This is a genomic window from Candidatus Hydrogenedentota bacterium, assembly GCA_018005585.1.
GTDB lineage: Bacteria > Hydrogenedentota > Hydrogenedentia > Hydrogenedentales > JAGMZX01 > JAGMZX01.
This window is the reverse complement of record JAGMZX010000081.1, coordinates 1-15,497: the sequence shown is the minus strand read 5'-3', so window position 1 is coordinate 15,497 and position 15,497 is coordinate 1. Positions and strand designations below refer to the sequence as shown.

At 62.4% G+C, this 15,497-nt stretch carries 9 protein-coding genes; 4 read left to right on the top strand and 5 right to left on the bottom strand.

Annotated features, from left to right (window positions below; translation table 11 throughout):
• Together KA184_14145 and KA184_14140 are read right to left on the bottom strand one after the other, a co-directional pair.
• The coding region (locus KA184_14145) for a hypothetical protein (protein ID MBP8130716.1) at nt 1-894 on the bottom strand (894 nt) is incomplete at its 3' end.
• Complete coding sequence (locus KA184_14140) at nt 891-1,940, bottom strand: hypothetical protein (protein ID MBP8130715.1); 1,050 nt, start codon at nt 1,938-1,940, stop codon at nt 891-893. The genes KA184_14140 and KA184_14145, both read right to left, overlap by 4 nt.
• 178 nt (nt 1,941-2,118) lie before the next feature.
• On the opposite strand from KA184_14140, the gene KA184_14135 reads away from it, so the two are divergent.
• Both KA184_14135 and KA184_14130 read left to right on the top strand, forming a co-directional pair.
• Nucleotides 2,119-4,980 carry a PD40 domain-containing protein gene (locus KA184_14135; GenBank protein MBP8130714.1) on the top strand — a complete coding sequence of 954 codons (2,862 nt, stop codon included), beginning with the start codon at nt 2,119-2,121 and terminating at the stop codon, nt 4,978-4,980.
• Nucleotides 4,981-5,031: 51 nt separating this feature from the next.
• Complete coding sequence (locus tag KA184_14130; GenBank protein MBP8130713.1) at nt 5,032-5,856, top strand: hypothetical protein; 825 nt, start codon at nt 5,032-5,034, stop codon at nt 5,854-5,856.
• 359 nt (nt 5,857-6,215) lie between these two features.
• On the opposite strand, the gene KA184_14125 is transcribed toward KA184_14130, so the two are convergent.
• Together KA184_14125 and KA184_14120 are read right to left on the bottom strand one after the other, a co-directional pair.
• A complete protein-coding gene (locus KA184_14125) occupies nt 6,216-8,564 on the bottom strand; it encodes a hypothetical protein (protein ID MBP8130712.1) in 2,349 nt (782 codons plus the stop codon).
• Between the two features lie 90 nt (nt 8,565-8,654).
• Nucleotides 8,655-10,994 (bottom strand): hypothetical protein, encoded by a 2,340-nt coding sequence (locus KA184_14120; GenBank protein ID MBP8130711.1) that lies wholly within the window; start codon nt 10,992-10,994, stop codon nt 8,655-8,657.
• Nucleotides 10,995-11,323: 329 nt separating this feature from the next.
• On the opposite strand from KA184_14120, the gene KA184_14115 reads away from it, so the two are divergent.
• Together KA184_14115 and KA184_14110 are read left to right on the top strand one after the other, a co-directional pair.
• Nucleotides 11,324-12,730, top strand: coding sequence for a hypothetical protein (locus KA184_14115; protein MBP8130710.1), 1,407 nt, complete (start codon nt 11,324-11,326; stop codon nt 12,728-12,730).
• An 89-nt stretch (nt 12,731-12,819) separates the two neighbouring features.
• On the top strand, nt 12,820-13,992 hold the full coding sequence (locus KA184_14110) for an ATP-binding protein (GenBank protein ID MBP8130709.1): 1,173 nt from the start codon (nt 12,820-12,822) through the stop codon (nt 13,990-13,992).
• Between the two features lie 331 nt (nt 13,993-14,323).
• On the opposite strand, the gene KA184_14105 is transcribed toward KA184_14110, so the two are convergent.
• Nucleotides 14,324-15,497 (bottom strand): Gfo/Idh/MocA family oxidoreductase (locus KA184_14105; GenBank protein ID MBP8130708.1); only part of this gene is annotated, 1,174 nt, incomplete at its 5' end.

The window sequence follows — 15,497 nt, the reverse complement described above, 5'->3', positions numbered from 1 at the left end:
CTCGTCGCCGACCCAGATGAACATGCGCAGGTCGCGCCAGCGCGGATGGGGCAGCCGGTTCGGCGCGACGGCAAGCCCCAGACGGAACTTGAACGTCTCACCTGCGGGCAGCGTGTACGGCGTTCCTTCCGGCGAGGCGTGGATAAAATGCTGATGGATGCCGAACACACACTCGCCGTCCGTGATGCTGTCGACGCGGACAGCCGCCGTGTCCAGCGTATCGGGCGAGCGATAGCAATCGCCCATGTCGGTGAACATGGCCAGCGCCGCCTCGGCGCTGAACACCTCCAGGCACGAGGTGGGCGTGTGCAGGCGCAGGGTTTCGCCCGGTTGCGGCAGTGCTCCCTGGAAACAATCCAAGCCTTCATTGTCGCGGCGTTTGTGCAGATAGTGCGTAAACTGGCCCGAAGCCTCAATGTCGTGCCGGATGCCTTGGCGCATGACCAGGTCCGCCTCCGGCGTGATCGAGACCTCGGAAACAAGCACTCCGTCGTTGTAGAAGGTGCTGCGAATACTGCACGCAACACCGTCGCACCATTGGCCTTCCGTGAGCAGTACGACCCGGTCTGTTCCCGCAGTGAGCACCCGCGTGACGCCGTGCGCCGACTTCGCCAGATTGAAATCGTCTAGCCACAGCGCCGCGGGTTCTCGCAGTCTCATGACGACGCGGCCTTCGCGGGTCACTTCGAGTTCGGCTACGGCCCCGGTGTCTCGGTCAATCACATAGCGGAATGTGGGCCCTTCGACCGTCATCGCCGTGTCGGTTGCGATGCAGGACAGATTCTCCTGGGGAAGCGGCTCACGAAGCACCTCCGTAATGGTTTTGCTCACGGGTTCGGCGGCGGCCGCGCTCAATAGCAGGCCCATACCCAAGACCGCGTGTAATGACCTCACGGTGGTAATTCCTCGACGCGTTCGAGTTTCCATACATCGGATTCCATGTTGTTGCCGGCGACCATCCACAACGCATCTTTGTACACGAACACGCTGGCGGCATGGCGTGGTGTCCAGGGCGTGCCGGGCACTTCGCGCCAGTCCGTCCCATCCGCGGAATACCAGACGTCATTGCGGTTTTGCTGATTCCAGCCCTCCATCACCCACAGCTTTCCGTCCCAGACGCCGATATCGTGATACTCGCGCGGGTGCCAAGGCGCGGAAAGCGTGTGGCACGTCCACTCGACGCCGTCGGCGGAACTCCACACATCGTTGAAGAAAAGACGCTGGGGCGTGTCCGGCGTGTCGTAGGTGCCGCCGCCCAGAATCCACATCCGGCCTTGAAAGACGGCCTGACCGCCTATGAGGCCGCGAGGACACCAGTGCTCGCCCCGCGGCACGACACGGCGCCAGTGGACGCCGTCCGCGGAATTCCAGATGTCGCTGTAAAACCGTTCCTCGCCGGGGACGTACTCGGGCATGGTCTGCCCGCCCATGACCCAGATTTTGTCCTGAAACGCGAGTGTATAGTGCAGCACACGCGGCGCCCACGGAACGGGTTGTCCCTTGTTTACCTGGGTCCAATGAATGCCATCGGCGGAGTTCCAAACGTCGTTCTGATAATGACGCTGGATGGGGTCCCCGCCGACAATCCACATTCTTCCCCGGTGGACCACATACCCGGCGGTGTGGCGGCCCTCCCATTCGCGTTCCGGGTCGAAGGCAGGCAGTCCGTACGTGTTGGGACGTTCCAGGGTCCAGCCGGCGCCATCAGCGGAACTCCAGACGTCATTGACGCAATCCAGGGGAAAATAGGCATCGTTCCGCGAGTTCCAGCCGCCAATCAACCACATCTTATCGCGATAGACCAGCGCGCCCGCGCCGTCCCGCGCCGGAAATGCGGCGCTCATCGTGATGTTGACCCAGCGGTAGCGGAGATCGCCGGCCCGCGCCACGCCGCCCAGGGCAACTGCGAACACGACCGCGATACGCAGGATGGCTTTCAATGGCAGGTATCTCCTCCATAAAGCTCGGCGGCGCGAAGTCTCCTGGGACGTACTGTGCCCGCCCGCATGCGTCGCGGTCAAGGTGAATCCAGGTCCGCCTTGCGCACACTTGCAGTTTGTATCATGTCATGCGGGGATGGGACAATGCGCCGTTGGCCGGAACTTGCAGGAGGCCGTCATGACGTCGGGCTTGTGCGCATCGTTCTTGGTGTCTTTGCTGGTTGCAGCGCCGCTGGCCCAGAGTGGCGAGGCATGCCTCGCCCTTGCGCCGGGCGCGGCCGCGCCTGTTCCCAGCATGGCGGTATGCGGATTCTCCCTGATCGCTCACGAATCGGGGCCGCAAATCGCGTCTTTGGGCGGAAGTGCATTTGCGGCGTGCGTCAGGGAAGGGGAAAAGGTAGAGATCGAGATTTCGGCGGCGAACCTCACTCCCGTCGGGAAGATACGGGCGGATGTGGCGCTCGCATATGGGCAATGGGCGCAGGCCGGCCTGGCGCTGGATGTCCCGCCAGAACTGCGGCCGATTGGGGCAGGGGAGACGGTAATCCTGGAGGCCGGGGCGAGTTCAGCAGTGCCGGAAGGGCGAATTCTCCTCACGATTCTGGGCGGTCCCGGCGAGTCCGTGGTTCGTGTGCGCAACATTCGACTGACCGAAAGCCAAAAGAACCTGCCTCTTCCCGCGTTGCCTGCGCCGCCGGCCGCCGAGGCGTTTCCTCCGCCGGCATTGCCGGAGTTGCGCCCCGGAATGGAGACGGTGCTCATTGAATGGGATTGGCGTATGCGCGACGGCATCGAAACGGAACGGGAGCCGGTTCCTTATGTGCGCGCGATTGAGCGCACGTTAATGCGAGGCAACGGCCTCATCGAGAGCCTGAATGCGGCCAACGTCCCGCTTGGCGACGTGCTGGCGCGCTGGCGTGCGCTCGAGCAGGAATTTGCGGAACTGTCGGCCATGGCGCCACCCGGCGAAGACCCGCGTTGGGAAACACTCTGGTTGCGCGTTCATCAATCGCGCCGGCAGCTTGTATTTTCAAACCCCCTTGCGCAGACAGGCCCGCTGCTCTTTGCGAAACACGCGCACTCCGCCTTCAGCCATCAGTTGACCCAGTACTACGGGCGCTTGGCCCGGCCGGGCGGCGGACTTTTCGTGCTCGAGAACCCGGGCGAATCGATGCGATGCCGCGCGTTGACGTCCGGGCAGCTTCCCGAGGGCAGTTACATGCAGCCCGAAGTGACGCACGATGCCGTTCGCATCCTGTTCGCCTTTTGCGCGACTCCGTCCGTGCCGGACTGGGATGACTTGCCCGCATATCGCGACCGGCATTTCCATCTGTTCGAGATCCGGCCTGACGGTTCGGGGCTGCGGCAGTTGACGGACGGTCCCTACGACGATTTCTCGCCACGGGAACTGCCGGACGGGAAGATCATCTTCATATCCACGCGGCGGGGCGGGTTCCACCGCTGCGGGCGCGGCCCATGCGACGTGTACACACTCGCGCTCGCCGGCGCGGACGGTTCAAACCCGCATCCGGTCTCGTACCATGAAACACAGGAGTGGGATCCTGCGGTGCTCGCCGACGGGCGCATCATCTATACGCGGTGGGATTACGTGGACCGGAACGCCGTGCATTACCAGCAACTCTGGACCTCGCGGCAGGACGGGTCCGCGCCGATGGCTTTCTATGGCAACAACACGTTCAATCCCGTGGGCGTGTGGGAAGCGCGACAGGCGCCCGGTTCGCCCCTTATCATGGCCACGGCCGCGGCGCATCACGCGATGACGGCGGGTTCAATCATTCTCGTGGACAGGTCCAAGGGCGTGGAAGGGCAGGAACCGCTGCGGCGGCTGACGCCCGACGCGCCGTTTCCCGAAAGCGAGACGATTGTACCGCCGTCAAACTGGCACGCACCGGGCAGCCCAAAGGAATACGCGACTCCGGAAGAGGCGCGGCGCTGGCCGGGACACTGCTACCGGTCGCCGTACCCCTTGTCGGAGACGCTCTTCCTCGCCGCGTACAGTTTCGACCCGCTGTTGGGCGAGCCCGTGGCGAACAAGGCCAACATGTTCGGCCTTTACCTGGTGGATGCCCTCGGCAATTGCGAGCTGTTGTATCGCGACCTCAACATTTCGAGCCTGTGGCCTGTGCCGCTCCGGCAGCGGCCAAGGCCCCCGAGCCTGCCGCCGGTGCGCGATGACCAGATTGCCTCCGAGGGCCTCATCTACATGCAGAATGTCTATGAAAGCAACTACGATTTGGCCGGTGGTTCCGTGAAGCGTCTGCGTATCGTTCAGGTACTGCCAAAAACGACGCCACACGCCAACGACCCCACCGTGGGGCTCGCGAATGCGTCGCCCGGGAAACAGGTGCTGGGCACGGTGCCCGTCGAAGCCGACGGCTCCGCCTATTTCTACGCGCCCGCCCGCATCCCGCTCAGTTTTCAGGCCCTGGACGAGCAGGGACGCGCCGTGCAGACCATGCGCAGCCTGACCTATCTCCAACCGGGCGAGAAGGTATCGTGCGCCGGGTGTCACGAGCCGCGGCTGAGCGCGCCGGCGGCCGCGCGGGCCGCGCTCGCCGCGATGCGGCCCCCTTCGCACATCGAACCCGGACCCGATGGCTCGAACCCGTTCAGTTATCCGCTGCTGGTACAGCCGGTGCTCGACCAGCACTGCGTGCGCTGCCACGGCGGCGAAACGCCCTCTGGTCCGGAGGGACAGCCTCTGGTGCTCACGGGCGAACCGGAAGGCCGTTACACGAAATCCTACAATGCGCTGGCGCCGCGCGTGCCATACTCGTCCTGGGGCGAGCTTGCGGCCAATGGCGAACCAGAGACGCTGCCGGGCCGATTCGGTGCGCGCGCCAGCCGTCTGATGGCCATGCTGCTTGAAGGCCATCACGACGTCCGCCTCAACACGGAGGAAATGGAGCGGCTCGTCACGTGGATGGACGCCAACGCATTGTTCTACGGGACCTTTGACCCTGAAGGACAAGCGCGTCAGCTTCGCGGCGAGCGCATTGACGGCCCGTCGCTGAATTGAGGTTAGAAACGCGTTACGACGACCGCTTTGCAGGTCGCGGGAGGCCCTAAAGTGAAATCGACCCGACGCAGCTTCATGAAAACCGGCGCGCTCTCCGCCTGCGCGTTCTCCGCGCACGCCGCCGCGCAGGGGCAGGTCGGCAACCCAGCGGAGATGCCGCCGCTCGATTACGGCCTTTCTTTCATATGCCACAGCGCGGCCTTCAATTCCGTGCGCTTCTGGGTCGAGAGCCGTACCCGGCTCGTTGACGACCGCGACGGAACGTGGACCGACTTCTATCAATGCGCATCCTGCAAGAGTGAGAATACCTTTGCCGAACACGACCTGTTCATGGAGGACAACTACGATTTCCTGCCCATTTTCGGCGGCGGCGACGTGCTGGTGTTCCGGCGTCCGGCGCGCATCAGCGAGCGGTACCGTACAGTGAAGAAGGTCACGGAACTCTGGGGAGAACCGGCCTTGAAGCTGCAAGAAGGCGCCCGCTGCGAGGAACTGAACACGTGGAAGGCCATCGCGGAAGCCACGGCCGGTGCCGTCCCCATCGTGACTCAAACGGAAATTGCGAACGCCGAAACACAACTGCGCGCCATCATTGAATGTCCCACCAAGACCATGAATATCGAGCCGGAAAAAGAGCTGTATCAGGTGGACACAGGTCCCGTCGCCTTCCCGGACCTGACCAAACGCAGTGACCCGAAAATCGATGCGTTGAGCCTCGCTTTCGTTGCTTTTAATGCGCCAGATTTCGCTGATTTTGTCGTCGAACAACCGACTCTCGTCACGGAAGAGGACGGCGCTACGCATCAGGTCTTCCATTACTCTTGTCCATTCAGTCTGGCGGCGAAAAACCGGCTGTTCGCGGTCTATCGCACATAGACCGCGGTGGGCCGCGCCGGAGGCGCACAAGCGGTCTTTTCCGGGAACCGCCGCGTGCAAGCGGCAGGACCGGCCCCGGAATTGCCACCGGGGCGACGGGGTCTTCGGCGATGCCCGGTGCTTCCTCGTACCGGCCTGCCAGGCAATCGGGATCGGCGCCGGGGCATTGCGCTATTTGGGCGTGGCTACCCTATGTTGCCCACCAGTAATTGGACAATCTCCGCGAGGAACACATCTTCGCCGCGGATGAATGCCAGACAACCGATGCGCGCCGGGCAACCCGGACGGACCGTTCCCGCTGATTATTCCGGGTATTCCGCCAACAGTCTCTTGCGCCCCCTTCAACCGTTGCCGTTCTTTCAGTCCCCTTTCTTGACCAGCCACACCTCCGCGATTTGACAACCGCGGCCGCCCCCGCGGCTGCCCGGTTCCTGGGTCCACGAGAGTGTCAGACTGCCGAAACGGGTTGCCTCCCGAGGCAATTCGAACTCAACGGGGGCAATGGGGATTGGCTTGGCAATGAACGGGTGAATCTCTATTCCATCATTGGCAATGAGCCTGATTTTCGCTTCCATGTTATCGCCGGCATACACGATGCGGACGATGTATTGCGCGTTGGCGTCCAAGTCGTCGTAGCGCAGACGCAGCGGCGCGTCGTACCGTGTTTCGCCATAGGTGACCCAGGACATGCGCTGGCCCGGCCTGTAATCAACGCCGAGCAATGGCGCCTCCCGGTATTCGGGATCCACCTCCGCGCCGGGCTCGCGCACAAGATGCGGTTGCTGGGACAGGCTGCCCAGCCGGTCGTAGAAACCGCCCGGACCGGGATTGCACCAGTCTACGATTTCGTTAAGCTGCCTCAGTTGCTCCTGAGGTCTCGCCTGCCGGATTTCCGCGAAGCGCGCTTTCAGCCACAGGCGGTCGTTCAAGGGCGTATCGATGAGGTCAAGGTTTGCGCCGCGGCCAACGTCGATCGCTCTGTAGCGCGGTACGCTCAATTGCATCCGAGCGCTTTGGTAGAGGGCCTCCGCCAATTCAAACACGCGCCCACGCAGGTCTTGCGCGACGGGTTCGAGCACTGCCAGGTCCAGAATCGCCTCTGCCCGGGTCATGGCGAGTGTCGCGCCCAGTTCCGGAGCGCGCCGCAGCGCGTCCATCGCCTGTGCTTCGAGCTCGGTTTCGTACGCGAGCCGGCGCGCGGTGTATGCATCGTAATAGGCGCGATAAAGCCCTTGTTGGAACCGCCAGTTCAGCAGCTGCGGCGGCGTGGCCGCGCGCTCCATGTCCTGGAACTGCGCCAACGTCGTGAACACGCCGCGATTTGTCAACAAGGGGCCCCGCCAGTTCCGTTCAAGCGCCAGCAGCCCCTGCGCGTACGAGTCTTCGAATTCCGGGCCGATAAAACAGCGGGCATACTCGCGCAGGATTTCGATGACGGGCGTGTCCGGGTTCCAGCCGAGGGCGCTCCAAACGGTCTTGTTTACGTCGTCGTTGCAGCCCTCGGAATACGTGAGAAATCCGATCGTGTCATCGTCATACATGCGGATGATGTTGGCGAAATCCGTGGGACGCGGATTGATCACCTCGCGCTGTTCGGTCAGCTTGTACGCGGGATCCCAGTCCGGAACAGGGAACTGGCACTTGATGCTATGCGTGATGTCCGGGTAATGGCGAATAGGGTATTGCGGCGGAAGCGCCTCGCGCAGCTCATGCAACGAGGTGCGGTTCTGCGGCCCGAACACGATACCGTCGAGGAAGTCCGGCAAACGTGTGCGGATCAGCTCGAGGAACTCGTTGTGCTGTTCGATGCGGAAACTCTGTGTCGAAACCCAGAGTTCCGCATTCGGATGGACGCCCCGGACTACGGGCGAAGCCTGTTCCAGAAACGCGTAGAGGGGGCCCGGGTCGAGGCGCCCAGGGTCACCCGACGGCACGAATATGGCGTCGACCCGCGGCAGTTGGGACAGCACGGCGGCCCATTCCTCGAGCGCAGCCGCAACGGTCTCCGGTTTGTCATAATCAACGCCCATGGCGGGATACCACATCCAGAAATCGATGCCGTAGTCATCGGCGAGTTGCGATACGCGGGCGATCATTTCGATCTGCGGCAGGACGAAGTGCGGGCTGTCCGGCGCGTCGTCGCTGCGCGGCGGAATGAGTTCAATGGCGTTGGCGCCGAACACGGCAAGGTCGCGGATGTACTGTTCGTACATTTCGGGCGTCCAGCCATCGTAGGTGTTTACCTTGGGCCGATAGCCCAGTTGATGCCCGCGAAGAGGATATTGGGGCGCGGAAACGATGTCGAGCCCCTCATTCGCGGTTATCCGGCCGCGCGACATGCGCATCTCGCGCAGGAGTCCGCCCGCGCCAAAAAGGACGCCGCGCGTGTCGTTGCCAGCGACAACAACAACGCCTTTGCCGCTGCGGATCGTGTAACCCTCGGGCGCGGTATTGACGGCCGTCGCCGCGGCTGGAAACGCGCTCAGAGCCGTTGCGAGCCCGAGAGCGACTACCGTCTGCCCTTCGGCGGGCCAAGCGTGCGTTTCGGGCCAGCGTATGCCGGAACGGCGCTCAACCTCGTCAAGCAGCATGGCGGCCGCTTTGCGCTGGCGCGGTTCCATGTTGTCCGGCGTTAGAAGGACGGCGCTCGAGAGGTCGGCCTCACCCGCCGCGGCGAACTCGCCTGCTCGGGTCGATGAGACACTCATCAAACCTGCCAGTATGAGATGGCCCAGAGTCATTCGCATGTGCAGCAGCCCTTTCCCGTCTATGAAGCGCGGACTATGTCCTGTGCCGTGTCAGGATCCTTCTGGAATCAGACCACCGGGCCGCGGCGACCCGTCATAAGGCGCCGCGCCCATGTGTTGTCCCGTCGCGGGCGGAACCTCGGTCAAGGCGTTGTCTGTTACAGTCGGGGCTTCGATCATGCCGTAATAGCGGCCCATCCAGTAGTCTTCGAGCCAGCACACGGGCGGCACGATGGCGCGTCCGCCGCCGCCACCGTCGTACTCGAGCATGGTTCTGCCGCCCCAGTCGCAGGCCGTGTCGCGTGGCGACATGGCGCGCGTTCCGCCACAGTAGGGCACGTAGCCTGGCTCGGCGAAGAGGTCGTGACGGTGCGAATTGCGGAAGCTGTGGCTGACCACATCGAGCGGCCACTCGCGCAGGTGCTTCACCGCCTGCCCAACCTCGCAGTCGTTGCCGGTCAGCGCACCATACGTGAAGTTAAAGAACGGCAGGTGCTGCATGCGCATCACTTCCCAGCTTCGCTCGAGGCTGCGCAGATAGATCGACCGCATGTCCGGGTCGGTCGTGTACTGCAACAAGGGATGGTAGCAGCGGAATGCCAGTTCGTCGTCCCAAGGCACCACGGATTCCGGCGGGAAGGTCAGCTTTTGCCGCACCGTATACGTGTGGTAACGCCATTGAAGCAGTTGCTGGTAGCCCTCCTCGAATTTCGGGTCGGAGGTCAGCGCATACGCGGTGCGCATGTACGTCTGCGCCTCCAACCCGTTCAAGCCGCGCGCTTCGAAGCCGTACGGACGCAGCAGGTAATCGGGGTCCCAGCGGCCCCAGCGCGTGGGTTTTCCGTCCATGTCCCGGAGCACCCAGCCGTTGTCCATGATATGCGCCGCAATACGCGCGATGTGCCGCGCGGCGCGCTCCTTTTCCGGTCCCTGCGCCACGAGGTCGTGGAAAATGGAAACGGAGTACATGTGCCCGTTCACTTCATCGCTCGAAGTGTCGCCTTTCCAGTACCAGAGCCCGTCGTCCGTGGGGTACCACTTCGCGGGCAGGCCCCCCGAGCCGTGCCGGCCCCGTTCCCCCTTGTCGCCCTGCACTGACCAGATCGACCTTGCGATGAATCCTTCCTTTGGCGTGATTTCCTCCAGCCAGACCATGGCCAGGAACGCATCCACCGCCTCCGCGCGGGCGCGCTCGTCGCCGGTTGCCGCAAACTTGTACGACATGGCCGCCAAATAATGCGCCGTGTGGCCGCCGTCGTTATCGCTGACCTCGCGAATCCAGCCGTTCTCCGCATCGCTCCAGTACAGCTTGTGCACGAACCCGAGCCGTTTATGTCCCCATTCTTCGAGTTCGCGTTCGTAATAGGCCGCCTTTTTCAGGAGCGTATAGGGCTCATAGGAGAGAATGCTGAGGCCCTTGCCCGTCGCGATGTAGACCACGTGACTGGCGGCCGCGATGTCATGAACGTGGTCATCAGGCAGCCAGTGATCGGCCCCAAAGTAATGGAATCCGTCCGCTGTCCAGCGAATTGCGCCGCGGGTCGTGCCGATCCAAAGGTCGCCATCGAAACCCTGCGCGAGGCATGTTGTGTCCTCGTAGGGCAGACCGTCCTTTCCCTGCAGCGCCGTCAGCGCCATGCCGCGCAACACCGCCACCCCGCGGTCCGTCGCCACGTAAAGACAACCGCCCAGCGAGAGCATGTCGCGCGTGTTGCGAGACGGCATCGCGCCCCAATCCACGGGGTCCTCGACAAAGGTTGCGCCCTCGATAAGCGCAAGCCGGCCGGGATTCAACAGGTACAGCGTGCCGCTGTATGACACGATTCGTTGAATCGGGCCGATCTCGACCGGGTCGGCCAGCACTTGGCTGAAATCCTCCATGACCATCGTCGAATCACTGGACAGATAGCCGCCCCCCGGTTTTGCGTCCACGAACGCACCGTTTTCATAGCGGAAGATCGCCTCGGGAGTCGCCCCGTAGACGTTTCCGAGGTGCGCGCAGAAATCGGTAAAGGCCCGTTTATCCACGCACGTCCAAGCACCATCTTCCAGCCGGTAGGCGCCGTCTTTCGAGGCGGCCCACAGCGCGCCTTCCAGAGCGCGCAACCGGTAAACTCCGGCGGGGGCGCCCTTGGTTTCCTGAAGCGCATCACCACGCAACACGCGGATATCCCCACCTTGGACGGCATACAGCGTGTCATTGAGAATCGCGAGTGCCTCAATGGGTTGGTCCGCCGCTATCTTCCGCACGGCCTCCTGGAGGAATACCTCGTCGGCGACCGGTTTCCAGAGCCGCTGCGGCGCCGCCGGGGCGTCCCCGAAAGCCAGCCATGAGAATCCGGAAAAGAAGAAAACGGCGGTACAAACGGTGCGCAGAACTAGTGTCATCATGCGAGACTCCCTTTTTTATCCATGCCGCATGGTGTTCAACGGCGTCACCCCATGTCAAGAAGGCAAAAAAGCCGATGTGAAAATACAGGCCCCGGGGGTGTAGATTTATGGGTGCGGCGCGGCCCGCGCTGTTGGCCGTAAGCGGAACACAAGTGGAAAGGGTCATATTCATGAAGGGAAATCATCTGCTGACTGGTTGCGGGGGGTGTGCGGTGACGAGGCGGGGATTCCTGGCTTCGGGTTGCGCCGCGTGTGCAGGCGCAATGGGCCTGCTGACGGTGCCCGCACCCGCACGTGCCGCTCAGACTGGCGGGAAAACGCGCGTCCGTGTGGTTTACGCGCTGCACGCGGAAACGCAACCCGGTCCGGACTGGCCGAATGTCGGGTTTGAATTCCGGCCGGTGATGGACCGGATTAACGCGACTCTCGCGAATGCCGTCCCCGACTGTGAGTTTCTTCCCACGACGGCAACGGGCGAGGCACAAGCCAAGAACATTCTCAGCGAGGACGCCTCGGCCAACATCGACGGTTACCTCGTGTACCAAATGAACGCGTGGAACCAGGTAGTTCAAACGATTGCGACCTCCGGCAAGCCCGTGCTCTATGCCGACTTCCAGTTTGGCGGCAGCGGCGGCTTTCTCGTGTACACGGCCGCATTCCTGCGGGGCGGCGCGCAGAACGTCGGGTTTGTGGCCTCCTCCAATATGGAAGACCTCATCGCGGCGGTCAAGTGCTTTGACGTGGTCAAACGCGGCGGGTCCCTAAGCGATTTCGTGGCTGCGACGGCCCGCGTCCGCATGGAAAACACGCCCAAGGTCGGCGATCTCGCATGTGTGCCCGACACGCTGGCGTGTCTTTCGGCGGCGGACTGTCTGGCGAAGATGAAGGAGTCGCGTATTCTCGCCGTGAGGGACCAGGAATCCGGCCCCAGCGACGACTACGCAGGCATTCCCGTGACGCGGGTCGCGTTCTCGGAACTGAACGATGCATGGGAATCCGCCGACAAGGACGAAGCGCGCGCCGTCGCGGACATGTGGGAAAAGAACGCGTCCGCGGTCACGGAGGTATCGCGCGAAACGCTCGAAACCTCCGCAGCCATGTATCTGGGCGAAAAGGCCGTATTGAAGAAATATGGAGCCAATGCGATCACAATCAACTGCCTTGGCGGTTTCTACGGCGGCCATATTCACGCGTATCCGTGTCTCGGCTTCCACGAGCTGAACAACGAGGGCTTGATCGGCGCATGCGAGTGCGACGTGCGCTCGACCGCCACGATGGTCGCCTTTACCGCGCTGACGCAGGGCCGGCCGGGCTACATCTCAGACCCGGTCATCGATACGGCGAAGAGGCAGATCATCTACGCGCATTGCGTAGCCTCCAACCGCGTATTTGGCCCGCAGGGTCCCACAAACCCCTTCGAGATCATGAGCCATTCGGAAGACCGGCAGGGCGCGTCGGTACGCTCGGTGGTCCCCGTCGGATACATGACGACCACGCTCGAAATCGCGCCGGAACGTAAGGAAATTCTCTTCCACCAGGGCAAGGCCGTGGATAATGACCCGGATGACCGCGCGTGCCGCACCAAGCTGTGTGCGGAGCCCGTCGGTGACATCGAGAAACTATTCACGCAGTGGGACCAGTGGGGCTGGCACCGCGTCACCTTCTACGGCGATCTCAAGGAGCCGGCATTCGCGCTCGCGGACGCGATGGGCTACAAGGTCGTCGAGGAAGCGTAACAAATTTTGGCAAAACTCGGCCTTCCTGTCGTCGTGATGGCGACAGGAAGGCCTTGAGTTTTCTAAAGTGATACTTTAGAATTCTCAACATGCGATATGTAACGCGATTTCTGGAAAAGGACCTCTTGAAGGCTGCGCGCCACTTCCCGGCAATCATTCTGACCGGTCCGCGCCGCGCGGGCAAGGCGACCCTCCTGCGTCATCTGTTTCCAAAGGCGGCGCATGTACTGCTCGAAGACCCAGACATTACAAGTCGCGTCCGTTCCGACCCGAATGGGTTCCTGGATGAACTTTCGCCCCCAGTCATTCTCGACGAAATACAGAATGTGCCGGAACTTTTCAATTACATTCGCTCGCGCATCGACTTGAAGGGTAAGGCACGGGGCGCCTGGCTGCTTACCGGGTCTCAAGAAGCGCCTCTGATGAAACGTGTGACCGAGTCCATGGCGGGCCGGGCCGCCGTTTTCCAGTTATTGCCCCTCTCGGTACGCGAGTCGCCGAAGGTATCACTCGTTCAAGGCGGGTTTCCTGAAGTCATCCAGAGCCCCTCGGTCGCGGAGGTCTGGCTGCGGTCGTATGTTCAGACCTATCTTGAACGCGATGTACGGGCCGTAAGTTCCATACGAGACTTGGGCACGTTCCGGCGTTTTCTTGCGCTCTTGGCAAGCCGGTGCGGACAGATGTTGAACAAGACCGAGTTTGCCGCGCCTTTGGGTGTTTCCGTGCCGACAATTACGCAGTGGTTGAGCATATTGGAGATTACGGGACAAATCATTCTCGTACCGCCGTTCTACGAGAACTTCGGAAAGCGTATTGTTAAATCGCCGAAAGTCTACTTTGTGGACTCTGGCGTGCTTTGCCATCTACTCGGAGTGACCTCAGAGAAATCGCTGCGGGAATCTGTCTTCCACGGCCCGGTATTCGAGGGGTTTGTCGCTGCGGAAATCGTAAAACAACAGGTGCACTCCGGCCACGCGAAAGCGCTTTATTGCTTCCGCGACCAGCAAGGCCTGGAAGTCGACTTTGTGGTTCCCGTGGGCACTGGCAAATTCGCCTTGATCGAAGCCAAGGCCTCGCGCACACCCACGCCCGACATGGCTGGGCCCATCACACGGCTCGCCCGCGGCATGAGCAAATACACGACTCACGGTTACGTCGTGCATCAGCCAAGCGGGACGAAAACGGAACTTGGAGCACTAAAACCAGGCGTGAAGGCAATTGGTATTGGCAGCCTTCATGAAGTACTCGGGAGATCGAAGTAAGAACGTTGCTGCAATTGCCATTGTGATTCGCGGACGTCGAATTCCCTATCAGTATGCGGCTTGGCGTTGCAGATTTTCCGCAGTACCACTGCAGATTTGTCAACTACGCGCATCGGCACCGCAGAAACGGCGCCCCCTCTGCCTTGAGGAGTTCGGGGACTAGCACAAGCGACCGTGCGCTTCCCGGGCGAGACGCGCCTGTTCCCCACCGTCAAGACGATGAGGTGTGAAATTGGGGACAGCCACGTTTCGCTTCGAGGACTCGCTCGCTTGTGGCAGTCCCCGGTCCGCTTCGCACGTCGAATGGTTGTCGAAATCCAATTCACGCGCTCTATAGCGCCCATCCCTCGCGGTAGGGCGGGTTGACAAGTTGATTGGCCTCATCGTCGTTCGTGATGCGCAGCGAAGCGCCGTCCCATTCGAGGCGACGGTCTTTCATGCGCATGGCGAGCACGCCGAGCAAGACCATCTCCGTCAGCGCGCCGCCGTACTCGAAATTCGCGCTCGCAGGATGGCCGTCCTTGCAGGCGCGTATCCAATCTTGTTCGTGAGCGCCATTGCCCGGCTTGACGCGCGGCAGCGTCTGCGGCGGCTCTTTGTAGTTGCGCGCGAGCGCCTTGGGAAAGAGTTGCAGCCCGCCCGCGCCGTGCGAACCGTGCATGATGACGCCCTTCTCGCCAATGAGCAGCGCGCCATTGCCGCCGAGGCGCTGGTCCGGCTCGAAGACATCCGGAATGGGGGGGAGGAGCCGCCCGTCATACCAGGTGAGGCTCACGGGCGGCATGTTTCCGCGCGCGGGAAACCGGTAGCGCACGATCGTGGCGCGCGGATACGTCTCGCTGCTCACTTCAGGCTCGTAGTGCGTGGTCGTTGCCTGAACGCTTTCCGGGTGCCCGAGATTCAACGCCCAGAAGGACGGGTCGAGGATGTGACAGCCCATGTCTCCCAAGGGGCCCGTGCCAAACGCGAACCAGCCGCGCCACGACATCGGGTGGTAGATCGGATGATACGGCCGGAACTCCGCCGGACCCAGCCAGAGATCCCAATCAAGCGTCTCGGGAACGGGCGGTGTCTCCGCTGGACGCGCCATGACCGGAAAGTCCGACCACGGGTCGCCGCCGACGGGCCGGTCACTCCAGGCATGCACCTCGTGAATCGGTCCGATGGCGCCGTCCTGAATCCACTCACACAACCGGCGAATCTGCTCCGAAGAATGCCCCTGATTGCCCATCTGCGTCTGCACCTTGCACTCGCGCGCGGTTTCGGTGATGGCGCGCACCTCGTGCAGACTGTGCGCCAAAGGTTTCTGGCAATACACGTGCTTGCCCAGGCCCATCGCGGCCATCGCGATTACCGCGTGCGTGTGGTCCGGCGTCGCGATGATGACCGCATCGATGTTCTTGTCCTCCTTCTCGAACATCACGCGGAAATCGCGATAGCGCGCCGCGTTCGGATAGGCGGCGAACGTCTTTGCGGCATATTCATCGTCCACGTCGCACAGCGCG

Excerpts from the sequence above, each read along its gene's own strand:
- KA184_14135 (MBP8130714.1), top strand. The coding sequence starts at position 2,119 with ATGACGTCGGGCTTGTGCGCATCGTTCTTGGTGTCTTTGCTGGTTGCA.
- KA184_14120 (MBP8130711.1), bottom strand. The coding sequence starts at position 10,994 with ATGATGACACTAGTTCTGCGCACCGTTTGTACCGCCGTTTTCTTCTTT.
- KA184_14110 (MBP8130709.1), top strand. The coding sequence starts at position 12,820 with ATGCGATATGTAACGCGATTTCTGGAAAAGGACCTCTTGAAGGCTGCG.
- KA184_14125 (MBP8130712.1), bottom strand. The coding sequence starts at position 8,564 with ATGAGTGTCTCATCGACCCGAGCAGGCGAGTTCGCCGCGGCGGGTGAG.